Source organism: Kitasatospora sp. NPDC057518, assembly GCF_042802075.1.
GTDB lineage: Bacteria > Actinomycetota > Actinomycetes > Streptomycetales > Streptomycetaceae > Kitasatospora.
Map to the genome: position 1 here is coordinate 1 of NZ_JBHVEU010000119.1, position 20,698 is coordinate 20,698.

The 20,698-nt window shown below is 74.3% G+C and carries 20 protein-coding genes and 1 riboswitch; of the genes, 11 read left to right on the forward strand and 9 right to left on the reverse strand.

All coding sequences use genetic code 11. The features are described 5' to 3' along the window. Positions 1-31: 31 nt before the first annotated feature. A complete protein-coding gene (locus ACFU7Z_RS15005; protein ID WP_380743432.1) occupies positions 32-1,969 on the reverse strand; it encodes an anthranilate synthase family protein in 1,938 nt (645 codons plus the stop codon). A 302-nt stretch (positions 1,970-2,271) separates the two neighbouring features. Between ACFU7Z_RS15005 and ACFU7Z_RS15010 the strand changes: the two genes are divergently transcribed. Further along, complete coding sequence (locus ACFU7Z_RS15010; RefSeq protein ID WP_049655382.1) at positions 2,272-3,621, forward strand: class II 3-deoxy-7-phosphoheptulonate synthase; 1,350 nt, start codon at positions 2,272-2,274, stop codon at positions 3,619-3,621. Between the two features lie 160 nt (positions 3,622-3,781). After that, complete coding sequence (locus tag ACFU7Z_RS15015; RefSeq protein WP_380777773.1) at positions 3,782-4,081, forward strand: bacterioferritin-associated ferredoxin; 300 nt, start codon at positions 3,782-3,784, stop codon at positions 4,079-4,081. A gap of 27 nt (positions 4,082-4,108) precedes the next feature. On the opposite strand, the gene bfr is transcribed toward ACFU7Z_RS15015, so the two are convergent. Then, positions 4,109-4,588: a bacterioferritin gene (gene bfr / locus ACFU7Z_RS15020; RefSeq protein WP_049655380.1), complete on the reverse strand. Its 480-nt coding sequence runs from the start codon at positions 4,586-4,588 to the stop codon at positions 4,109-4,111. Between the two features lie 277 nt (positions 4,589-4,865). Between bfr and ACFU7Z_RS15025 the strand changes: the two genes are divergently transcribed. Beyond that, the gene (locus ACFU7Z_RS15025; RefSeq protein WP_375877453.1) at positions 4,866-5,495 is read left to right on the forward strand and encodes a molybdopterin-dependent oxidoreductase; all 630 of its coding nucleotides are present in this window, start codon (positions 4,866-4,868) and stop codon (positions 5,493-5,495) included. Positions 5,496-5,508: 13 nt separating this feature from the next. On the opposite strand, the gene pknB is transcribed toward ACFU7Z_RS15025, so the two are convergent. The 4 genes from pknB to thiO form a co-directional block, all read right to left on the reverse strand. Next, positions 5,509-7,293: a Stk1 family PASTA domain-containing Ser/Thr kinase gene (gene pknB / locus ACFU7Z_RS15030; protein WP_053112234.1), complete on the reverse strand. Its 1,785-nt coding sequence runs from the start codon at positions 7,291-7,293 to the stop codon at positions 5,509-5,511. Positions 7,294-7,377: 84 nt separating this feature from the next. Continuing rightward, positions 7,378-8,175, reverse strand: a complete 798-nt coding sequence (locus tag ACFU7Z_RS15035) for a thiazole synthase (protein ID WP_049655375.1) — start codon at positions 8,173-8,175, stop codon at positions 7,378-7,380. Positions 8,176-8,178: 3 nt separating this feature from the next. Continuing rightward, complete coding sequence (gene thiS / locus ACFU7Z_RS15040; protein ID WP_380777774.1) at positions 8,179-8,463, reverse strand: sulfur carrier protein ThiS; 285 nt, start codon at positions 8,461-8,463, stop codon at positions 8,179-8,181. Continuing rightward, a complete protein-coding gene (thiO, locus tag ACFU7Z_RS15045; protein WP_234348525.1) occupies positions 8,460-9,635 on the reverse strand; it encodes a glycine oxidase ThiO in 1,176 nt (391 codons plus the stop codon). Before thiO ends, thiS begins: the two co-directional genes overlap by 4 nt. A 3-nt stretch (positions 9,636-9,638) precedes the next feature. Then, positions 9,639-9,751, reverse strand: a riboswitch (TPP riboswitch). Between the two features lie 83 nt (positions 9,752-9,834). On the opposite strand from thiO, the gene ACFU7Z_RS15050 reads away from it, so the two are divergent. Genes ACFU7Z_RS15050 through thiE form a run of 3 tightly spaced genes read left to right on the forward strand, consistent with a single transcriptional unit; the run spans position 9,835 to position 12,114 of the window. After that, a complete protein-coding gene (locus tag ACFU7Z_RS15050; RefSeq protein ID WP_380777775.1) occupies positions 9,835-11,043 on the forward strand; it encodes an NAD(P)/FAD-dependent oxidoreductase in 1,209 nt (402 codons plus the stop codon). Between the two features lie 52 nt (positions 11,044-11,095). Next, complete coding sequence (locus ACFU7Z_RS15055; protein ID WP_049651935.1) at positions 11,096-11,461, forward strand: Rv2175c family DNA-binding protein; 366 nt, start codon at positions 11,096-11,098, stop codon at positions 11,459-11,461. Then, positions 11,461-12,114: a thiamine phosphate synthase gene (thiE, locus tag ACFU7Z_RS15060; protein WP_117487444.1), complete on the forward strand. Its 654-nt coding sequence runs from the start codon at positions 11,461-11,463 to the stop codon at positions 12,112-12,114. Before ACFU7Z_RS15055 ends, thiE begins: the two co-directional genes overlap by 1 nt. Before the next feature lie 90 nt (positions 12,115-12,204). On the opposite strand, the gene ACFU7Z_RS15065 is transcribed toward thiE, so the two are convergent. Continuing rightward, positions 12,205-13,395: a polyprenyl synthetase family protein gene (locus ACFU7Z_RS15065; RefSeq protein ID WP_380777776.1), complete on the reverse strand. Its 1,191-nt coding sequence runs from the start codon at positions 13,393-13,395 to the stop codon at positions 12,205-12,207. 197 nt (positions 13,396-13,592) lie between these two features. Here ACFU7Z_RS15065 and metF point away from each other — a divergent pair, with 197 nt between their 5' ends. After that, a complete protein-coding gene (metF, locus tag ACFU7Z_RS15070; RefSeq protein ID WP_049651933.1) occupies positions 13,593-14,507 on the forward strand; it encodes a methylenetetrahydrofolate reductase [NAD(P)H] in 915 nt (304 codons plus the stop codon). Positions 14,508-14,712: 205 nt separating this feature from the next. Continuing rightward, positions 14,713-15,621: a hypothetical protein gene (locus tag ACFU7Z_RS15075; RefSeq protein ID WP_380777777.1), complete on the forward strand. Its 909-nt coding sequence runs from the start codon at positions 14,713-14,715 to the stop codon at positions 15,619-15,621. A 17-nt stretch (positions 15,622-15,638) separates the two neighbouring features. On the opposite strand, the gene ACFU7Z_RS15080 is transcribed toward ACFU7Z_RS15075, so the two are convergent. Both ACFU7Z_RS15080 and ACFU7Z_RS15085 read right to left on the reverse strand, forming a co-directional pair. Beyond that, positions 15,639-17,156 (reverse strand): phytoene desaturase family protein, encoded by a 1,518-nt coding sequence (locus ACFU7Z_RS15080; RefSeq protein ID WP_380777778.1) that lies wholly within the window; start codon positions 17,154-17,156, stop codon positions 15,639-15,641. 23 nt (positions 17,157-17,179) lie between these two features. Then, entirely contained in the window at positions 17,180-17,782 is a 603-nt protein-coding gene (locus tag ACFU7Z_RS15085) for a DUF4126 domain-containing protein (RefSeq protein WP_380777779.1), read from the reverse strand. 616 nt (positions 17,783-18,398) lie between these two features. Here ACFU7Z_RS15085 and ACFU7Z_RS15090 point away from each other — a divergent pair. The 3 genes from ACFU7Z_RS15090 to ACFU7Z_RS15100 all read left to right on the forward strand — a co-directional run bounded on the left by ACFU7Z_RS15090 (position 18,399) and on the right by ACFU7Z_RS15100 (position 20,652). Further along, complete coding sequence (locus ACFU7Z_RS15090) at positions 18,399-18,989, forward strand: SAV_6107 family HEPN domain-containing protein (RefSeq protein WP_074000909.1); 591 nt, start codon at positions 18,399-18,401, stop codon at positions 18,987-18,989. A 29-nt stretch (positions 18,990-19,018) separates the two neighbouring features. Next, positions 19,019-19,771, forward strand: coding sequence for a methyltransferase domain-containing protein (locus tag ACFU7Z_RS15095; RefSeq protein WP_049651928.1), 753 nt, complete (start codon positions 19,019-19,021; stop codon positions 19,769-19,771). A gap of 491 nt (positions 19,772-20,262) precedes the next feature. Further along, a complete protein-coding gene (locus ACFU7Z_RS15100) occupies positions 20,263-20,652 on the forward strand; it encodes a DUF3040 domain-containing protein (protein WP_074000911.1) in 390 nt (129 codons plus the stop codon). The last annotated feature ends 46 nt before the right edge of the window (positions 20,653-20,698 follow it).

Genomic DNA, 20,698 nt, shown 5'->3' on the forward strand with positions numbered 1-20,698 from the left:
GGGCACATCCGCCCGGGGCCGCGCCGCCGGCTCAGCGCAGCGCGGCCGTCGCCTCGCGCAGCAGGCCCGCCACGATGCCGACCCCGTCACGGGTGAGCACCGACTCCGGGTGGAACTGGAGCCCCGCGAAGCCGTGCCCGCGCAGCGCGTGCACGTCGCCGGTGGCGGCGTCCCGGGAGACCTCGACGCCCTCGCCGAGGAGCCGCGCCGCGTCGGCCTCCGAGCAGCGCGCGGTGAAGGTGTTGTAGAAGCCGACCGTGCGCTTGGCGCCGAACAGGTCGATGCGCTCCTGCGCCCCCTGGTACGGGACGGCCTTGCGGCCCAGCGGGAGCCCGAGTTCGGCGGCCAGCAGCTGGTGGCTCAGGCAGACCGCGAGCAGCGGCGAGGTGCGGGCGCCGGAGCGGACGGCGGCCAGCGCGTCCGCGACGATCGGCCGCAGCAGCACCATCTTGGGGTCGTCGGCGAGCGCCGGGTCGCCCGGGCCGGGGCCGAGCACCAGCGCGCCCCGGTGCGCCGCGACCCGCTCGCGCAGCCCCGGCTCGTCGTAGCGGGCCACCGTCACCCGGTGGCCGAGCGAGCCGAGCAGGTGGGAGAGCATCGAGGTGAAGGTGTCCTCGCCGTCCACGACCAGGGTCGGCTCGGCCTCGGTGATCTCGGCCGGCTGCTGCATCCGCAGCCAGAACGGCGCGAGGTCGGCCCGGCGGGAGTCCAGGGCGGCCTGCACCCGGTGGTCGTCGGCGAGCCGGGGCCCGGTCGGGTGGGGCAGCCGGGTGGGCGCGGGCCGGGCGCCGATCGCGGTGAGCACGCCGGCGGCCTTGGCGTGGGTCTCGGCGACCTCGGACTCCGGGACGGAGTGGCGCACCAGGGTGGCGCCGACCCGGACGACCAGTCGGCCGGTGGCCGGGTCGATGTCGGCGGTGCGGATGCAGATCGGCGAGTCCAGCAGCTGCCCGCCGCTGGCGGCGCGGCCGATCAGGGCGAGCGCGCCGGAGTAGTAGCCGCGTCCGGTGGGCTCGTAGCGCTTGATCACCCGGGTGGCGTTCTCGACCGGGCTGCCCGTGACGGTGGCCGCGAACATCGTCTCGCGGAGCACGTCGCGGACGTCCAGCGAGGTGCGCCCGCGCAGCTCGTACTCGGTGTGGGCGAGGTGGGCCATCTCCTTGAGCCGGGGCCCGAGCACCTGGCCGCCGAGGTCGCCGACCGTGCACATCATCTTGAGCTCCTCGTCCACGACCATGGTGAGCTCCTCCAACTCCTTGGGGTCGTGCAGGAACTGGAGCAGCGAGTCGAGGTCGGAGCCGCCGGCCGGGTAGCGGTAGGTGCCGGAGATCGGGTTCATCACGACGGTGCCGCCGCTCTGCCGGACGTGCACCTCGGGGGAGGCGCCGACCAGGACCCGGTCGCCGGTGTGCACCAGGAAGGTCCAGTACGCGCCGCGCTCCTGCTCCAGCAGCCGCCGGAAGAGCGTCAGCGCGAGCTCGGGGGAGAAGTCCTCCATCGTCGCGTGGAAGTCGCGCCGGATGACGAAGTTGGCGCCCTCGCCGTTCCCGATCTCGTCCTGGATCACCCGGCGGACGATCGCGGCGTACGCGTCGTCGTCCACATCGAACCCGCCACCGGCAAGTGAGACCGGCAACTTCGGTAGGGCGTAGGTGAATTCGGCCAACGGCAGGGCGTGCTGCTCGGTCACTGAGAGGGCCTGGAGCGGGGTCTCGTCGTCGTGCGCCTCGAAGCCGCGCTCGCGGATCTGGCGGTACGGGACGAGTGCGAGCAGGTCGTGCACCGGGCCGCCGCCGGCCGGTGGGCCGCTGCGTACGGGCAGGTCGGCGAGGTGCTCGTAGCTGTCGACGGTGCCCAGCAGCACCTCGACGGTGTCCGGGCTGAGCCGGGGCGTGCGGCGGTGCAGCAGGGCGAACGCGGGGGCATCGGGGCCGGTGAGACGGGCGAGCAGGTCGACAGCGGTGGTCACGGGAACGGCTTCCTTCCGGGTGGACTGGTGAGAGGCGGTGCAAGGTCCGCTCCCGGAGGGCCGTCTGCTCAGACGCCGACGGCCGCCCCGAGGGGCGGCCGTCGTGTTCGTCTAGGAACGCGCCAGTTGTGGGCCACCCTGGGGGGAGGCCCACCACCAGGAGTGGCTGTGGGGCGCGTGCATGGTTCGAGACTAGCGGATGCGTCGGGGCGGGTGAGGGGCATCACGTCTTTGTCCGAGATGTGTCTCATTCCTCGGGCAATAGGCACGAGTCACTCCTGCCACCCCGTAGCCTTGGCGGTGTGACCGCTACGACTGAGACATCGAGGGCTGCCCACTCCTGGCAGTCCCTGCCCGCGGCGCAGCAGCCTGAATGGCCGGACCAAGAGGCTCTGCGCAAGACCCTTGCCGAGCTCGCGTCCTATCCGCCGCTCGTCTTCGCCGGCGAGTGCGACCAGCTGCGCGCCCGGCTCGGAGCCGTGGCGCGCGGGGAGGCCTTCCTCCTCCAGGGCGGTGACTGTGCCGAGGCCTTCGACGGCGTTTCGGCGGAGCACATCCGCAACAAGCTGAAGACGCTGCTCCAGATGGCCGCCGTACTGACGTACGCGGCCTCGGTGCCGGTGGTGAAGGTCGGCCGCATCGCCGGCCAGTACTCCAAGCCGCGCTCCAAGTCGACCGAGACCCGCGACGGCGTGACCCTGCCGGTCTACCGGGGCGACTCGGTGAACGGCTTCGAGTTCACCCCCGAGTCCCGCATCCCGAACCCCGAGCGCCTGAAGCGGATGTACAACGCGTCCGCCGCGACGCTCAACCTGGTGCGCGCCTTCACCACCGGTGGCTACGCGGACCTGCGCCAGGTGCACGCCTGGAACCAGGACTTCGTCCGCAACTCGCCGGCCGGCCAGCGCTACGAGCAGCTCGCCCGGGAGATCGACAACGCCCTGGCGTTCATGAGCGCCTGCGGCGTGGTGCCGGAGGAGTTCAAGGCGGTCGAGTTCTTCTCCTCGCACGAGGCGCTGGTCCTGGACTACGAGACCGCGCTGACCCGCGTGGACTCGCGCACCGGCGAGCTGTACGACGTCTCCGGCCACATGGTGTGGATCGGCGAGCGCACCCGGCAGCTGGACCACGCGCACATCGAGTTCGCCTCCAAGATCCGCAACCCGATCGGCGTCAAGCTCGGCCCGACCACCTCGGTCGACGACGCGCTCGCCCTGATCGAGAAGCTGGACCCGGAGCGCGAGCCCGGCCGCCTGACCTTCATCACCCGGATGGGCGCGGGCAAGATCCGCGAGCACCTGCCCACCCTGGTGGAGAAGGTCACCGCCTCAGGCGCCCGGCCGGTGTGGATCTGCGACCCGATGCACGGCAACACCTTCGAGGCCTCCAGCGGGCACAAGACCCGCCGCTTCGACGACGTCCTGGACGAGGTCAAGGGCTTCTTCGAGGTGCACCGCGCGCTCGGCACCCACCCGGGCGGCATCCACGTGGAGCTGACCGGCGACGACGTCACCGAGTGCGTCGGCGGCGGCGACGAGGTCCTGGTGGACGACCTGCACCAGCGCTACGAGACGGCCTGCGACCCGCGGCTCAACCGCAGCCAGTCGCTGGACCTGGCGTTCCTGGTGGCGGAGATGTACCGCGGCCAGTAGGCCCGGTGCCCGTCCGATGTGACGAAGGCCCCTCCGGATTCGGTGTCCCCGAGCCCGGAGGGGCTTTTTCGTACCCGTTTCGCCGGGTAAGGTAAGCCTCAGTGAACTAAGGCTGACCTTAGTCAAGATCCACTCCGCTTCACTCCCGGGAGAGACCGCGATGTACGTGTGCATGTGCCATGCGGTCACCGAGGACCAGGTGAAGAAGGCGATCGACGGCGGTGCCAACACCCCGCGCCAGATAGCGAAGGGCTGCCGGGCCGGCACCGACTGCGGGTCCTGCGTGCGGCGCATCCAGGCGCTGCTCGGCGAGCACGGCGCCCGCCCCTGCCCGACCGCCCGGCTGGCCGCGAAGCTCGGCCTCGCGGACCCGGAGGACCCGGCGGCGCCGTCGGCGCTGGCCCCGGAGGCCGCCCCGGTGGTCCCGCTGCGGGTGACCCGGGCGAACCGGGCGGCCTGACCGGACCGGACCGGGCGGGCCGCGTCCTCAGGACTCCGGCTGCTCGATCACCGTGGCGAGGTAGAGCGCCTCGCCGAGCTTCTCCAGCAGCTCCAGCTGGGTGTCGAGGTAGTCGATGTGGTGCTCCTCGTCGGCCAGGATGTCCTCGAAGATGTTCGCCGAGGTGACGTCGTTCTTGGCCCGCATCACCACGATCCCGCGCTTGAGCCGGTCGATCGCCTCGACCTCGATCTGGCGGTCCGCCTCGAACATCTCCTTGACCGTCTGGCCGATCCGGACGTGGAACAGCCGCTGGTAGTTGGGCAGCCCCTCCAGGAACAGGATCCGGTCGGTGAGCGTCTCGGCGTGCTTCATCTCGTCGAAGGACTCGTGCCGGGTGTACTTGGCGAGCTTCGTCCAGCCGAAGTTCTCCTGCATCTTGGCGTGCAGGAAGTACTGGTTGATCGCGGTCAGCTCGGCGGTGAGCTGCTCGTTGAGGAACTCGATGACCTCGGGATCGCCCTGCATGGTGATGCCTCCTGCACTCGTGCTGCCGTGTGTCCTGCGCTGAGTCCTGCGTGAAGTCCTGCGGTGGGTCCGGTACTGAGTCCTGTGCTGCGCATCCTGGCACCGCTTTGGGAGGAAATTCCAGTAAGTTCACACTCACTAGGACATGTGTCGGAATATCCGATTCATGGTGGAACGTGCTGGTGGGCGGCCGACCGCTGGGCCGTACGGGCAGGGGCGCGGGTCCGCGCAAAGGGGCGCGCGCCGAGGCTCGTCCGCCGTCTGTCACCATGGATCCATGGGTCAGTCGAAACACGAACCGCTTCCGCCGTCTGACCCGAGGCTCCCCCCGGGACAGCGCGCGCAGCGCGGCTGGCCCGCCCTGCACTACGGGCCGGTGCCCCGCTTCAAGCCGTTGACCTGGGACCTCCAGGTGTTCGGCGCCACCGCCTCGGCGGAGAAGCACAGCTGGGACTTCGAGGCCTTCGGCGCCCTGCCGCGCAGCACCGTCGTCGGGGACCTGCACTGCGTGACCAAGTTCTCGGTGCTCGGCAACGAGTGGACGGGCGTGTCGGCCGCCGCCGTGCTCGACCTGGTGCCCCCGGCGCCGGGCGTCACCCACGTCATGGTCTGGGCCGAGTACGGCTACAGCGCCAACCTGCGCCTCGCCGACTTCGCCGACCCGCGCACGCTGCTCGCCACCCACCGCAACGGCGAGGCGCTCACCGCCGAACACGGCTTCCCGGTCCGGCTGGTGGTGCCGCGGCTGTACGCCTGGAAGGGCCCCAAGTGGGTGCGCGCGGTCGAGTACATGCGGGCCGACCGGCGCGGCTTCTGGGAGGAGCGCGGCTACCACAACCTCGCCGACCCCTGGGGCGAGCAGCGCTACTCCTACCAGGAGGAGCCCGGCGACGGGCCGCTGCGCTGAGCCCGCCCGGGGCCTAGAACAGCGAGAACTTGACCGTCACCACGCTGCGCTGCGGGCGCCGCTCGCCCGCCGCCGGGCTCTGGCCGGAGGAGGTGACCGCGCCGAACACGTCCCAGCCGCTGGTCTGCATGGTGAAGCCCGCGGCCTGGAGCGCCTTCTGCGCCTCGTCCTTGCCCATCCCGGTGACGTTCGGGACCGGCACCATGCCCTTGCTGACCACCAGCGACACCGCGCTGTTCTCCTGCAGCAGCTGCCCGGCCGCCGGCGAGCTGCTGATCACCGAGCCCTCGGGCACCGTGTCGTCGTAGGTCTCGGTCACGCCGCCCCTGGTCAGCTGGGCGCCGGTCAGGGCCGCGGCGGCGTCGGCGGCGCTCTTCCCGGTGAGGTCCGGCACCGCGATCCGCTTGGGGCCCTTGGAGAGGGTGACGGTGACGCTGTCGCTCTTGCGGGTGCGCGCGCCCACCCCGGGGTCGGTGGCGATCACCTGCCCGGACGGGACGGACTCGCTGAACACCTCGACGAACCTGCCGTGCAGGCCCTCCTTGTCCAGGACCCGCTGCGCCTCGGCCCGGTCCTTGCCGAGCACGCCCGGCACCGAGCCGTACAGCCCCTCGGAGATCCCGTACGTGACGCCGCCGATCGCCAGCACCAGCGCGGCCAGCGCGGCCGTCCAGACCAGCGTCCGGCGGGGGAGGCGGCGCAGCGGGCCCGGCCGGGGCCGGCGCCGGTGCACCGGGGTCGGCTCGTCGTACGGGCGCGGCTCGGCGAGCAGCTCGTCCATCAGCTCCGGCGGCATGTCCAGCACGCTGGTGCGCTCCGTCGGCGGGGCCTCGGCGGGCCGCGGCAGCGGCTGGATCACCGAGGTCGGCTCGCTGGTCGGGTAGCGCGGGCTGGGGCGGGTGGAGGCCGGCGGCTCGGCGTCCAGCGCGGCCGGGGCGAGGGTGCGGCGCACCCGCTGGAGGGCGGCGAGCAGCTCGACCGCGTCGTACGGGCGGGCGCCGGCGGACCGGGCGCAGGCGGCGGCCACTATCGCGTCCAGCTCGGGGCCGACGGCGGGGGCGACCAGCGAGGGGGCCGGGACGTCCTCGTGCAGGTGCTTGTACATGACCTGGACGGGGTTGTCGCCGGTGTGCGGGCGGCGGCCGGTGAGCATCTCGTACAGCAGGATGCCGGACGCGTAGACGTCCACCCGCTGGTCGGTGGGGGCGTCCGGGAGGATCTGCTCGGGGGCCAGGTAGGAGACGGTGCCCATGACCGTGCCGCCGGTCGCGGTGGTGGTCGAGGTGGGCGCGCCGTCGGCGCTGCCGAGCACCCGGACCAGGCCGAAGTCGGCGACCTTGACCAGGCCGCCCTCGGTGATCAGCACGTTCTCGGGCTTGACGTCGCGGTGGACCAGTCCGGCCCGGTGGGCGGCGCCGAGCGCGGCGAGCACCGGCTCCAGCACGTCCAGCGCGGCCCGGACGGACAGCGCGCCGCGGTCGCGCAGCAGGTCGCGCAGGGTGCGGCCGGGCACGTACTCCATGGCGAGGAAGACGTGGCCGCCGTCCGCGCCCTGGTCGAAGACGTTGACCACGTTGGGGTGGGTGAGCCTGGCGACCGCCTTGGCCTCGCGGATGAAGCGGGCGGTGAAGCCCTCGTCACCGGCCAGCGAGGGGTGCATCACCTTGAGCGCGACCACCCGGTCCAGCCGGGTGTCGGTGCCCCGGTAGACGGTGGACATCCCGCCGGTCGCGATCCGCTGCTCGACCCGGTACCGGTTGTCGAGCAGGGCGCCGATCAGGGGGTCGTGCAGTGCCATGTCCACTCGGAGAGTCTAGGGTGCGGGACCGCCCGGTCCCGGCGGACACCGCCTCCGGGACCGGCTTGTGACATGCGCGACGGTTCAGAACGCCGGGTGCTCGCGGGTGTCCAGGTCGGCCCGGCCGGCCATCGCGGAGGAGGCCTCGGCGTGGAAGCGGCGCGGGATCCGGCCGGCCCGGTGGGCGAGCCGGCCCGCCTCGGCGGCGTGCCGCATCGCCTCGGCCATCAGCACCGGGTCCTGAGCCCTGGTCACCGCGGAGGCGAGCATCACCGCGGCGCAGCCCAGCTCCATCGCCAGCGCCACGTCGGAGGCGGTGCCGGCGCCCGCGTCCAGGATCACCGGGACGCCCGCGCCCTCCACGATCAGCTGGAAGTTGTGCGGGTTGCGGATGCCCAGGCCCGAACCGATCGGCGAGCCCAGCGGCATGATGGCCGCGCAGCCGACGTCCTCCAGCTTGCGGGCCAGCACCGGGTCGTCGTTGGTGTACGGCAGGACGGTGAAGCCGTCGTCGACCAGCGTCTCGGCGGCGTCCAGCAGCTCGATCGGGTCGGGCAGCAGGGTGCGCTCGTCGGCGATCACCTCCAGCTTGACCCAGTCGGTGCCGAGCGCCTCGCGGGCCAGCCGGGCGGTCAGCACGGCCTCGCCGGCGGTGAAGCAGCCGGCCGTGTTGGGCAGCACCCGGATGCCGTTGCGGGTCAGCACGTCCAGGACGGAGCCCTGGGTGGTGGCGTCGACCCGGCGCATCGCGACGGTGGTCAGCTCGGTGCCGGAGGCGAGCAGCGCGCGCTCCAGGACCTCCAGGCTGGGGGCGCCGCCGGTGCCCATGATCAGTCGGGAGGAGAAGGCCGTCCCGGCGATGGTCAGCAGATCGTCGGCCATGGCTCAGCCTCCCTGGACGGCGGTGAGGATCTCGATCCGGTCGCCGGTGCCCAGTGCCGTCCCGGGCCACGAACCGCGCGGCACCACGGCCTCGTTGAGCGCGGCGGCGACGCCGGTGTTGGCGGCGCTGACGGAGGCCACCAGCTCGGCGAGGGTGGTCGTGGCGGGCACCCGGCGGGGCTCGCCGTTGACGGTCAGGGCGATCTCGGCCGGGGCGACCGGGTTCGGGGCGTCCTCGTGCACGGCGTTCTCGTCTGGGGCGTGCTCGTTCGGGGCGATCTCGGTCATGCGGAGGCCTTCGCGACGGGGGATTCGGAGGAGAACCGGGTGGGGGTGAACGGCCTTGCGAGCTCGGGGACTTCACCGGTGACCAGGTACTCGGAGACCAGGTCGGCGGTCACCGGGGTGAGCAGCACGCCGTTGCGGTAGTGGCCGGTGGAGGCGACCAGCCCGGGCAGCGGGGTCGGGCCCAGCAGCGGGGCGTTGTCCGGCGAGCCGGGGCGCAGTCCGGCCGAGGTCTCGCGCAGCGGGAGTTCGGTGATCCCCGGGACCAACTCGTGGGCGTCCCGCAGGAGTTCGTACACCCCGCCGGCGGTGACGGTGGTGTCGTAGCCCTGCTCCTCGGTGGTCGCGCCGACGACCAGTTCGCCGTTCTCCCGGGGGACCAGGTACAGGTGCCGGCCGCGGACCACGGCGCGGACGTTGCGGGAGAGGAACGGCCGGTAGGCCTCCGGCACGTGCAGCCGCAGCACCTGCCCCTTCACCGGGCGGATCGCGGGCAGCACCCCCTCGGGCAGACCGGGCAGCCGGTGGCTGTGCGGGCCGGCGGCGAGCACGACCTGGTCGGCGGTCACGGTCTCGTCGGTGCTCAGCCGGGCGCCGGTCGCGCGGCCGTCCTCGACCAGCAGCTCGACGGCCTCGGCGCGGTGCAGCAGGACGCCCGCGCGCCCGCAGGCGGCGACCAGGGCGGTGAGCAGGCGTCGGGGGTCCACCTGGTGGTCGTCCGCGGCGTGCAGGGCGCCGCGGACGGCGGGGGCCAGCATCGGCTCCAGCCTGCGGGCCTCCCGGCCGGTCAGCCAGGTCGAGTCCAGGCCCAGCCGCTGGTGGAAGGCGTACAGCTCGCGCAGTTCCTCGCGGTCGTCGGAGTCCAGCGCGACGGCGATCGTGCCGCAGCGGCGGTAGCCGGTGTCCAGGCCGCCGCTCGCCTCGGAGAGTTCGGCGGCGAAGGTCTCGTACCGCTCGTTCGAGGCCATCCCGAGGCGCAGCAGCGGCTCCTCGCCGTACTGGAGCTCGGTGACCGGGGCGAGCATCCCGGCCGCGACCCCGGCGGCCCCGCCGCCGTGGGCGGGGTCGACCACGATCACGTTCCGCGCCCCGCGCCGCGCGGTGCGCCAGGCGACGGCGAGGCCGATGACGCCCCCGCCGATCACCAGCACGTCGGCATGGGTGCCTGATGGCAAGCGTGACAAGGCTGCTCTTCTCCCTTCGCCGGTATGACCCGGATCAGGTTCGGACGGTCGCAGGCCGTGTCAGCCCGCCTCTCAGCCCGGTCCGCCGGGCTCCCGTGTGGTCCTCCCACCTTAACGCCGGGGGTCGGCCCGGCCGAAGGCCCGTACGCGGGGCGGACGGCCCGGAGGCCGCCGCGTCGCGCTGAGTACAGTGGCGGGCGTGGCAGAGCTGAGCGGAACGGATCGGGTGGTCGTCGTCGGAGCCGGGCTGGCCGGGGCGCAGTGCGCCCTCAAGCTGCGGCAGGGCGGCCGGCAGGGGCGGATCACGCTGGTCGGCGAGGAGCCGCACGCGCCGTACGACCGGCCGCCGCTCTCCAAGGACGTGCTGCTCGGCAAGGCCGACTCCACCGCCCTGGACATCGACTACGGGCAGCTCGGCATCGAGCTGCTCACCGGCCGCCGCGCCACCGGCCTCACCCCCGGCGTGCTGCACACCGACGGCGGCGACCTCCCGTACGGCTCGCTGGTGATCGCCACCGGCGCCGTGCCGCGCGCCCTGCCCGGCGCCGAGCGGGCACACCTGCTGCACACCCTGGACGACGCCCTGGCGCTGCGCGCGCTGCTGCGCCCCGGGCTGCGGCTGGTGCTGGTCGGCGCGGGCTGGATCGGCGCCGAGGTGTCCACCGCGGCCCGCGCGGCGGGCTGCGAGGTGACGGTGGTCGAGGCCGGTCCGGCGCCGCTGCCCGGCGCGCTGCCGACGGAGCTCGGCTCGGCGATGGCCGCCTGGTACGCCGAGGCCGGGGTCGAGCTGCGCTGCGGGGTCGGCGTGGCCGCCGTCGAGCCCGGCGCGGTGCTGCTGGCGGACGGCTCGCACCTGCCCGCCGACGAGGTGGTGGTCGGCATCGGGGCCCGCCCCGCGACCGGCTGGCTGGCCGGCTCCGGGGTCGAGCTGGACGCGACCGGCGCCGTCGTGGTGGACGGGCGGCTGCGCACCTCGGTGCCCGGGGTCTTCGCGGCCGGCGACTGCGTCAGCTACCCCTCGGCCCGGGCCGGCGCCCGGCTGGCCGTCCAGCACTGGGACCACGCGCTGCGGTCCGGCGAGGCGGTGGCCGCCGTCGTCCTGGGCGCGGACGCGCCGGCCTACGACCCGGTGCCGTACTTCTGGTCCGAGCAGTTCGGGCGGATGGTCCAGTACGCCGGCCGGCACGCCGAGGGCGACGAGCTGGTCCGGCGCGGCGACCCGCGGGGCGCCGACTGGTCGGTGCTCTGGCTGCGCGACGGCGTGCCGAGCGCGCTGCTGACCGTGGACCGGCCGCGCGACCTGGCCCAGGGGCGGCGGCTGATCGAGCGCGGCACCGCGCTGGACCCGGCCCGGGCGGCCGACCCCGCGGTACCGCTGAAGGCGGCCGTCGCGGGGTAGGCGCGGGGCAGGTCTGGTGCGCGGTGGGCCGCGGAGGTGGCAGTCTGGTGGCGTGAGTGAGATCGAAAGCAAGATTGAATCCCTGGTCACCGACTGGATGTACCTGCCCGACATCTCGGAGCAGTGGGGGGTCCGGGTCACCGAGGTGCGTGACCTGGTCAAGAACGGCGGCCTGATCGCCGTCCGGCGCGGCCCCAACAAGTCGCTGCAGGTCCCGGCCGCGTTCATCGACGGCCCGGGCCTGGTCAAGCACCTGTCCGGCACCCTGACCGTCCTGCGGGACTGCGGGTACAACGACGCGGAGATCCTGGAGTGGCTCTTCACCGAGGACCCGTCGCTGCCCGGCAGCCCGATCCAGGCGCTGCGGGAGAACCGCGGCACCGAGGTGAAGCGCCGCGCCCAGGCGATGCTGATCTGATGGCGGCGGACACGCCGCGCGCCGGGCTCGCCGACGCCCGGCTGTACCTGTGCACCGACGCCCGCCGGGAGCAGGGCGACCTCGCCGAGTTCCTGGACGCGGCGCTGGCGGGCGGGGTGGACATCGTCCAGCTGCGCGACAAGGGCCTGGAGGCCAGGCAGGAGCTGGAGGCTCTGGAGGTCTTCGCCGACGCCTGCCGCCGGCACGGCAAGCTGCTGGCCGTCAACGACCGCGCCGACGTCGCCCACGCGGCCCGGCCGGACGTGCTGCACCTCGGCCAGGACGACCTGCCGGTGCCGGCCGCCCGGGCGATCCTCGGCGAGGACGTGCTGATCGGCCGCTCCTGCCACGCCGAGTCCGAGGTGGACGCGGCGATCGCCGAGCCCGGGGTGGACTACTTCTGCACCGGCCCGGTCTGGCCGACCCCGACCAAGCCGGGCCGCCCGGCCCCGGGCCTCGGCCTGGTCTCGTACGCGGCGAAGCGGGACACCGACCGGCCGTGGTTCGCGATCGGCGGGATCGACCTCGGCAACCTGGACGAGGTGCTCGCCGCCGGTGCCCGCCGGGTCGTCGTGGTGCGGGCCATCACGGCCGCGGCGGACCCCCGGGCGGCCGCCGCCGAGCTGTCCCGCCGGGTGCGCGCCGCGCTCTGAGCCTCCCGGATCCCGGTAGGACCCGCAGGACCCGCAGGACCGGCAGGACCCGTAGGACCGGCCCGGGGCCGTCGCCGCCCGTCAGTGCGTTCAGTACTTGCGGACGGTGGCGGCCTCGGCCAGTGCCAGCAGCACCGTACGGGCCCGCTCGTCGGCGAGCGGCGCCGCCTCCAGCGCGGCCAGCGACTGCCGCATCAGCTCCTCGATCCGGCGCTCCACCAGCTCCGGCGCCCCGCTGCGGGCGACCAGCCCGCGCAGCTCGGCGACCTCCGGGGCCGCCAGGTCCGGCGCGCCCAGCCGCTCGTCCAGGTGCCGGGCGTCGGCGGCCGGCAGGCCCCGCATCGCGTGCGCGACCAGCAGGGTGCGCTTGCCCTCGCGCAGGTCGTCCCCGGCCGGCTTGCCGGTGACGGCCGGGTCCCCGAAGACGCCGAGCAGGTCGTCGCGCAGCTGGAAGGCCTCGCCCAGCGGCAGCCCGAACGCCCCGTACGCCTCGACCAGCTCCGGCCCGGCGCCGGCCAGCAGCGCGCCCACCTGGAGCGGCCGCTCGATGGTGTACTTCGCGGACTTGTAGTGCAGGACGGTCTGCGCCCGCTCCAGCGCGCCCTCGTCCGTCGAGTCGCCGGCCACCGGCTCCAGCACGTCCAGGTACTGGCCGAGCATGACCTCGGTGCGCATCAGGTCGAACACCGGCTTGGCGGCGAGCACGGCGGCGGGCTCCAGGCCGGAGCGCAGGAACAGCTCGTCGCACCAGATCAGCAGCAGGTCGCCGAGCAGCACCGCGGCCGAGGCGCCGTACTGCTCGCGGTCGCCGCGCCAGCCGCTGTCGCGGTGCAGCGCCTCGAAGCGGCGGTGGACCGAGGGCAGGCCGCGGCGGGTGTCGCTGCGGTCCATCAGGTCGTCGTGGACGAGGGCGCTGGCCTGGAGCAGCTCCAGGGCGGCGGCCGCGTTGGCGATCGCCTCGCCGGTCGCGCCCGCGGCCGGGCCGCCGGCGCCGCGCCAGCCCCAGTAGCAGAAGCCCGGGCGCAGCCGCTTGCCGCCGTCCAGCAGGAAGTCGCGCAGCGCGTCGGCGGCGGGGGCCAGCTGGGGCGAGATCTTGTCGAGGAGCACGGACTGGCCGTCCATGAACGCGGCGAGCGCCGCGTTGACACGGGTGCGGACGTCCTCCACGTCCATGGGGTTGGCCGCACTGCCGGCCGCGTTGCCGGCCGCACTGGTGGCCGCACTGGTGGCCGCACTGAGGGCCGAACCGGGGCTGGCCGGCCGGGTGCTGGACGAGGTCACGATGGGGCTCCGCTGGTTCTCTGGGGTGCAGCAAGCGTAGCGGTGCGGCCGGGAACGGCTGTGCGAGCGGCTCGGCCCGGGGTACGGGGGAGGGGCGGCGGAGCCGTTCCGGGGCGAAACGGAACGTCTTCCATCAGTTGTCTCAATAGATGGAATACGGTTGTCCGGCCCCTTCGAACGCCGGATAGCCTGCCAGCATGGCACTCGGAATCGCTTCCACGAGAACGGATCGCGCACTGACGGTGCGCGAACTCCTGGCGGCCGGCAAGCGCTCCTTCTCCTTCGAATTCATGCCGCCCCGCACCGAGGCCGGCGAGCAGAAGCTCTGGGACGCCATCCGCCGGCTCGAACCGCTCGACCCCAACTTCGTCTGCATGACGTACGGCGCCGGCGGCTCCTCGCGCGAGCGCACCGTCAACATGGTCGGCCGGATCGCCACCGAGACCACCCTGACCCCGGTCGCCCACCTCACCGCGGTGGACCACTCGATCGCGGAGCTGCGCAACATCATCGGCCAGTACGCCGACCAGGGCGTGCGCAACGTCCTCGCGGTCCGGGGCGACCCGCCCGGCGACCCGATGGGCGAGTGGGTCAAGCACCCCGAGGGCGTCACCTACGCGTACGAGCTGGTGGAGCTGATCAAGGGGATCGGCGACTTCTGCGTCGGCGTCGCGGCCTCCCCGAACATGCACCCGCGCTCGACCGACTGGGACGAGGACATCCGGCACTTCGTGGCGAAGATCCGCTCCGGGGCCGACTACGCGATCACCCAGATGTTCTTCGAGGTGGACGACTACCTGCGGCTGCGCGACCGGGTGGCGGCCGCCGGCTGCGAGACGCCGATCATCCCGGAGATCATGCCGGTCACCAACGCCAAGCAGCTGGAGCGCTTCCCGCAGCTCAGCGGCTCGGCCTTCCCCGTCGACCTGGAGGCCCGTCTGCGGGCGGCCATCGACGACCCGGCGGCGCTGCGGGCCATCGGCATGGAGCACGCCACCGCGATGGCCGAGCGCCTGCTCGCCGAGGGCGCGCCGGGTCTGCACTTCATCACGCTGAACCACTCGACGGCGACGCTGGAGATCTACCAGAACCTGGGACTGCACCAGCGCTGAGCGGGCGCTGCGGGGGCCTGCTCCCGCCGCGCCGACGCCGGGTGTTCACGAGTCCGTCACCGTACCGACGGTGGCGGGCTCGGTCGTGTGCGGCCGGTGCCCGGGCGGCGGGAACGCGATGCGGTACCCCGGCCGTTGAACCGGTACAGTCGCCGCACACGCGCGGCGCACACGCGCGGGTACGCGACTGGAGGTAGCGGGGCGGATGGGCATCGGATACCTGCTGCTGTACGTCGCGTTGGCGGTGGTGGCGCTCTGGCTGGTCGCGGAGGTGCTGCTGCAGAACCGGGCACCGCTGCACTGGCGGGTCCTTGCGCTGGCCGGCTTCCTGGGCGTGGCCGCCGGGATGGTCCTCGGCTCGGTCGTGGTGATCGGGGCCGGCGCCGCGCTGTTCGCGGTCGGACAGGCCTTCGTCACCCTCTCGGTCAAGCGCGGCCACCAGACCGGCTGGTCCCTGCGGAAGCCCGACGGCAGCCTGCCCGGCCCGCTCGCCAAGGTGCCGCTGCTCGGCGCCCTCACCGGCGGCGCCGCCGCGGTGGCGGCCGCCGCGGTCGCCCGCAAGCGGGTCGGCGAGGTCAGCCCCGTCGAGGAGACCCCGGCCCCCGCGCCGTTGCCCACCCCGCTGCCCACCCCGCTGCCCTCCCCGGCGCCCGACGAGGTGCCGGAGGTCGAGCAGACCGCCGCCTTCGAGATGCAGGAGCTCGCCCAGGACGGCGTCTACGCCCCCGGGTATTACGAGCAGCAGCAGTCGCAGGTCCAGCAGCAGCCCCAGGACCCGTACGCCCCCGCCTACCAGGCCGGCTACGACCAGCAGCAGTGGCAGACCCAGCAGCAGCCCGCCTACGCCTACGACCAGCAGCAGACCTACGGCGGCTACCCCCAGCAGCAGCCCGACCCGTACGGCGGCTACCAGCAGCAGCACCAGCAGCAGGACCCGTACGCGGGCTACCAGCAGCAGCCGCAGCACCAGCAGGCCTGGGACCAGACCGCCCAGCAGCAGCCCCAGCAGTGGCAGCCCCAGCCCGACCCGCACACCCAGGGCATCCCGCAGCAGCCGATGTACGACCAGAACCACGGCTACCAGCAGCAGAACACCTGGCACCAGCAGGGCTGACCGGCCCGACCGGGCCGTTACGCCGGGCCGATCAGGCCGGCGGTGATGCAGGCCGACATGCCGACGCGGGCGAGGCCGCCGCCGGGGTGGGCGTTGCCGCCGATCAGGTAGAGGCCGGGGACGGGGGACTCGTTGGCGGCCTTCAGCCAGGAGCCCGCGGAGCCGGCCAGGGCCGGGCGGGCGACCGCGCCGAACAGCGCGCCGGTCTCCCGGCGGGTGTCCTCCGGGGTGCGCACGACCCGCCACAGGATCCGCTCGCGCAGGCCCAGGCCGGCCGCGTCCACGTGGGCGAGCAGCCGGTCGGCGTAGCGGTCGGCGAACCCGGGGACGGTCCAGTCGACCTCGTCCTGGGCCGGGACGGTCGCGGTCAGCACCACGCTCTCGTGGTCGTCGTCGGGCCGCAGCGCCGGGTCGTCCGGGCGCAGCACCTGGACGGTGGGGCGCTCGCAGGGCGGCGCCGAGAGCGTCAGGGCGTTCGCCTCGGCGGCGGGGTCGGCCGCGTGGACGACCGTGCGGTGCGGGGTGCCCTCGGGCCGGGGGCCGCGCAGGGCGAGCAGCACGCTGAAGCGGCCGGGCACCTCCACCGGCTCCCACTCCTCGGGCGGCAGCCCCGGCCACTCGGCCAGGCCGTGGCGGTAGAAGGCGTCGGTGTCCATCGCGGAGACCACCAGGTCCGCGTCGATCCGGCCGTCCGCCGTCTCGACCCCGGTCGCCCGGCCGCCCTCGACGACCACCCGGGTGACCGGGGTGTCGAAGCGGAACGCGACCTTGCGCAGCTCGCAGCGCCGGTACACCGCGTCCGCGAGGGCCCGCAGCCCGCCCCGGACGTACCAGACGCCGAAGGACTGCTCCATGTACGGCAGGACGGTGGCCCCGGCGGGTGCCATGGCCGAGGTGAAGCCGTACCGCAGCGCGGGCTCGCACAGCAGGGCGGTCAGGCCGGGGTGGCCGTCGAGCTCGCGCGCGGCCACGTGCTCCAGGGACCACGGCTGGGCGCGGCGCAGCCGGGCCAGGCCGGTGCGCGGCGGGACGGGGTACGGGTCGGTGCCCACCAGGGCCCGGTCGGCCGGGGACAGGACGCCGCGCTCGGCCGGCAGCGGCTCCTCCAGCAGCGGGCGGCGGGTGGCCTCCCAGACCGTCCGGCCGTGGTTCATCACCGCGCTCCAGCGGGCGCCGGAGCCGGCCCCGAAGGCGGCGTCCAGCGCCTGGCTGACGCCGCCGCGGGAGGCGTTCGGCAGGGTGACGGCGGTGCCGTCGGGGAACAGGTGCCGGCTCTCCGGGTCGACCGGGGCCAGCTCGACCAGCTGCTCCAGGGGCTCCTTGCCGGTCTTCAGCGCGAGGTCGCGGTAGACCGCCGGGAGGGTGAGCAGGCCGGGCCCGGTGTCGAAGGCGAAGCCCTCGCGCTCGTACCGCCCGACCATGCCCCCGTAGGTGCCGCCCGCCTCGCAGACCGTCACCCGGTGGCCGAGGGTCGCCAGCCGGGAGGCCGCCGCGAGCCCGCTCATTCCTGCGCCGATGACGACGATCTTTGCCATGGCACCTGATCCTAGGACCAGTCTCAGGCGCTCCCCGCCGCCGCCCGGGCGGCCCGGCGTTCGCGGCGGCGGGCCCGGAAGGCGCGGATCCGGCTGACCGCCAGCCAGACCAGCAGCAGCCCGGCGGCCAGGACCACGGCGGCGACCGAGGCGGCCAGCCAGGGGTGGAAGATCGCCAGGGTGATCAGGCCGGCCACCGAGAGGTCCTCGGCCATGCTGACCACGATGTTGCTGGCCGGCTCGGGGGAGGTGTTGACGGCCATCCGCAGCGAGGCCTTCACCAGGTGGCTGACCAGGGCCGAGGTGCCGCCCATCGCGCCGGCCGCGACCTCGCTCAGCGAGCCGGGGTCGTTGCCCGCGATCAGCACGCCGACGGTGGCGCCGGCGACCGGCCGGATCACCGTGTGCACGACGTCCCAGACGCTGTCCACGTACGGGATCTTGTCGGCCACCGCCTCCAGCGCGAACAGCACCGCGGCCACGACCAGCACGTCGGTGCGCTCCAGCGCCTGCGGCACGGAGTCCGCGTCGGCGAACCTGCCCAGCAGGCCGAGCAGCAGCACCACCGCGTAGGCGTTGATGCCGCTGGCCAGTCCGCTGGTGAAGATCAGCGGCAGGACCGTCATCGCGTCCCCCTCCTCGTCATCGCGTCCCCTGGTCGTCCGGCGGGCCGGTACCGCCCGGCCCCGCCGTACCGTACCCGGCACCCGGGACGCCGTGGACGCACCCGCCGGTTCCGGCGGGCGGCCGGACCGGGACGGGCCGGGGCGCACTGAGTACAAATACTCAGATCCGCGGTTGAGTACGTCAGCGGATGGCCCCCGACCTGCGGAGACGGGAGAGTGGTGGCACCCGGGAGGGCGGCGCGTCGGGCGCCGGGCCCGCCCGGGCGGCGGATCCGTCCGTCCCCCGGCCGAACCGGCCCGGGGAGGCGGCGGACGGACCGCCACGGGGCTGGTCACGGTCCCCGCACCGCCGACACGGGGCGGCGGAGCGGGCCGGGGGGAGACCGGCCGCGAGGGGGGAGCTCGCCACCGCCGACCACGGGGGAGCGGCGGAGCGACGGCACGGCGGCGGCGCGGAACCGGGGGAGGACCGCGCCCGCCGCCGCTACGCCTTTTCCGGACGCCCTTCCGGAGCCGCCCGGGGCGCGGCAGGCCCGGCCGGATTGTCAGTGGTGCCGTTCACGATGGAGGGGCACGGACCACCCGGTCCGCGCGCTGCCTCGGAACGGGGGAGACCATGACCGTCAGCCGTCCTGAGCCCGTCACCGCCCGCCTCCACTCCGCCGCCCCGCCGCAGCTCCCGGGCCCGTCCGCCGGGCGTCCCGCCGGAGCCGACGTCCACCCCGTGCTGCGCCGGGTCGCCGCGCCGCCGGCCGCCCTCGACCTGCTCGCCGACGCCCACCGCACCCTCACCCGGGCCCGCGCCCTGGAGGACCCGCTGGAGCGCTACGCCACCGCCCACCTGGCCGCGCTGCGCACGGTGGCGGCCGTCCTGGCGGTGCGCGGCCGCCCGGAGAAGAGCCCGCGCCGGCGCAAGGCCATCCGCAGCGCCTGGGAGGTGCTGCCCGAGGTGGCCCCGGAGCTCGCCGAGTGGGCGGTCTACTACGGTGCCGGCGCCCGCCGCCGGGCCGCCGCCGAGGCCGGGATCAGGGGCGCCGCCTCGGCCCGCGACGCCGACGACCTGGTCCGCAACTCCGCCCTCTTCCTGCGCCTGGTCGAGCGCCTGCTCGGCCTGCACGCCGCGCCGCCCCCGCCCCGGCTCCCGTCGGACGGCGTCGTGGGCCCGGCAAGGATCCCCGGGACAGGCTCTAAGGTGGAGGCAACCTGATCGAACTGCACGTGCCAAGGAGTCCCACCTTGTACCCGACGCGTCCCCGCAGTGCCCTGCGTACCGCCGTGGTGTGGGAGGTGGTCCGGGCGGCCCTGGAGAAGCGGTCGGCCGAGCTGGACCAGCCGGTGCTCGACGTGGTCGACACCGGCGGCGGCACCGGGAACTTCGCGGTGCCGGTCGCCAAGCTCGGCCACCGCGTCACCGTGGTCGACCCGAGCCCGGACGCCCTGTTCGCCCTGGAGCGCCGGGCCGCCGAGGCCGGTGTGACGGACCTGGTGCGCGCCGTCCAGGGCGACACCCAGACCCTGCCCGAGCTGGTCGCCCCCGGCAGCGTGGACGCGGTGCTCTGCCACGGCGTGCTGGAGGTCGTGGACGACCCGGCCGAGGCGCTCGGCAGCCTGGCGGGCGCCCTGCGCAAGGGCGGCGTGGTCAGCCTGCTGGCGGCCAACCGCAACGGCGCCGTGCTGGCCCGCGCGCTGGCCGGCCACTTCACCGAGGCCCGCACCGTGCTGTCCGCCGCCGACGGCCGCTGGGGCGAGCAGGACCCGATGCCGCGCCGCTTCACCGGCGAGGAGCTGGGCCGGCTGGCCGAGGCCGCGGGCCTGCGGGTGCAGTCGGTGCACGGTGTACGGGTCTTCTCCGACCTCGTCCCCGGTGTGCTGGTGGACACCGAGCCGGGCGCGCTGGACGCGCTGCTGAAGCTGGAGGAGGCCGCCGCCGCGCAGCCCGCCTTCCACGCCGTGGCGACCCAGCTGCACCTGCTGGCCACCCTGGCCTGAGGCGCCCCTCCCGGCCCGCGCGCCCCTTCACGCGCGCCTCCGCCGTCGTACGGTTTTTTTGCCCGCCGTACGGCGGTGGTTCGCGCCCCGGAGGCCCGCCCGTTCCCGCGCCGTGACCCCTCGGTGGCCCGCCCGTTTCCGGGCCCGGCGGCGGCCGGGCGGTGCCGCCCGGCGGCAAACCTCCCCAGGTCCGGGACGATTCCATCCGATCGGGCACTTGTCCGGGGCGTGGCGCGTTGACTCCGATGCGGCCGTCCCCGCTCGAAGTGGCCCGTCCCACGCGGCGCAGACCACCCCGTAACGGGCCCACGGACCGTATGATCTGGGTAAAGCCGGAAAGCATGACAGCCGGACGCGTGGGGCATATGGACGACACGGGCCGGGTCCCCCGCACGGGCGTCCGACCGTGTGCCCCAAGGCTGATTGGACTTGCCTCCCCGACCGGGGTGGGCGGACCGGTCGCACCCGCGACCGACGAGTAGGAGGACTCCGTGCCGCTCTCGGAGCACGAGCAGCGACTGCTCGACCAGATGGAGCGAGCGCTGTATGCCGAAGATCCCAAATTCGCGTCTGCGCTTGAGGGAACCGGGCTGCGCACCTACACCCGTCGGCGGGTCTACCTGGCCGTCGCCGGCTTCGTGGTGGGCATCGGCCTGCTGATGGGCGGCATGGTCGTACCGGATCAGATCTGGGTCAGCGTCGTGGGCTTCCTGGTGATGCTCGGGTGCGCGGTGTTCGCCGTGACCGGCTGGCGCCGCGGTCCCGCGGGCCAGGGCGCCGGAGCCCGTCCGGCCGCCGCCCCGCGCCGCAAGGCCGGGATGATGGACCGGGTGGAGCAGCGCTGGCAGCGCCGCCGGGACGAGCAGACCGGCGGGTTCTGAGCCGCTCGGCCGATACGTACGAAGCCGGGGCGGGCAGTCGATCGAC

What these genes read in the sequence shown, in the direction of transcription:
- ACFU7Z_RS15015 (WP_380777773.1), top strand. Translation starts at nt 3,782, where the DNA reads ATGTACGTGTGCATGTGCCATGCGGTCACCGAGGACCAGGTGAAGAAG.
- bfr (WP_049655380.1), bottom strand. Translation starts at nt 4,588, where the DNA reads ATGCAGGGCGATCCCGAGGTCATCGAGTTCCTCAACGAGCAGCTCACC.
- ACFU7Z_RS15025 (WP_375877453.1), top strand. Translation starts at nt 4,866, where the DNA reads ATGGGTCAGTCGAAACACGAACCGCTTCCGCCGTCTGACCCGAGGCTC.
- pknB (WP_053112234.1), bottom strand. Translation starts at nt 7,293, where the DNA reads ATGGCACTGCACGACCCCCTGATCGGCGCCCTGCTCGACAACCGGTAC.
- ACFU7Z_RS15035 (WP_049655375.1), bottom strand. Translation starts at nt 8,175, where the DNA reads ATGGCCGACGATCTGCTGACCATCGCCGGGACGGCCTTCTCCTCCCGA.
- thiS (WP_380777774.1), bottom strand. Translation starts at nt 8,463, where the DNA reads ATGACCGAGATCGCCCCGAACGAGCACGCCCCAGACGAGAACGCCGTG.
- thiE (WP_117487444.1), top strand. Translation starts at nt 11,461, where the DNA reads ATGGCGGCGGACACGCCGCGCGCCGGGCTCGCCGACGCCCGGCTGTAC.
- metF (WP_049651933.1), top strand. Translation starts at nt 13,593, where the DNA reads ATGGCACTCGGAATCGCTTCCACGAGAACGGATCGCGCACTGACGGTG.
- ACFU7Z_RS15075 (WP_380777777.1), top strand. Translation starts at nt 14,713, where the DNA reads ATGGGCATCGGATACCTGCTGCTGTACGTCGCGTTGGCGGTGGTGGCG.
- ACFU7Z_RS15080 (WP_380777778.1), bottom strand. Translation starts at nt 17,156, where the DNA reads ATGGCAAAGATCGTCGTCATCGGCGCAGGAATGAGCGGGCTCGCGGCG.
- ACFU7Z_RS15085 (WP_380777779.1), bottom strand. Translation starts at nt 17,782, where the DNA reads ATGACGGTCCTGCCGCTGATCTTCACCAGCGGACTGGCCAGCGGCATC.
- ACFU7Z_RS15090 (WP_074000909.1), top strand. Translation starts at nt 18,399, where the DNA reads ATGACCGTCAGCCGTCCTGAGCCCGTCACCGCCCGCCTCCACTCCGCC.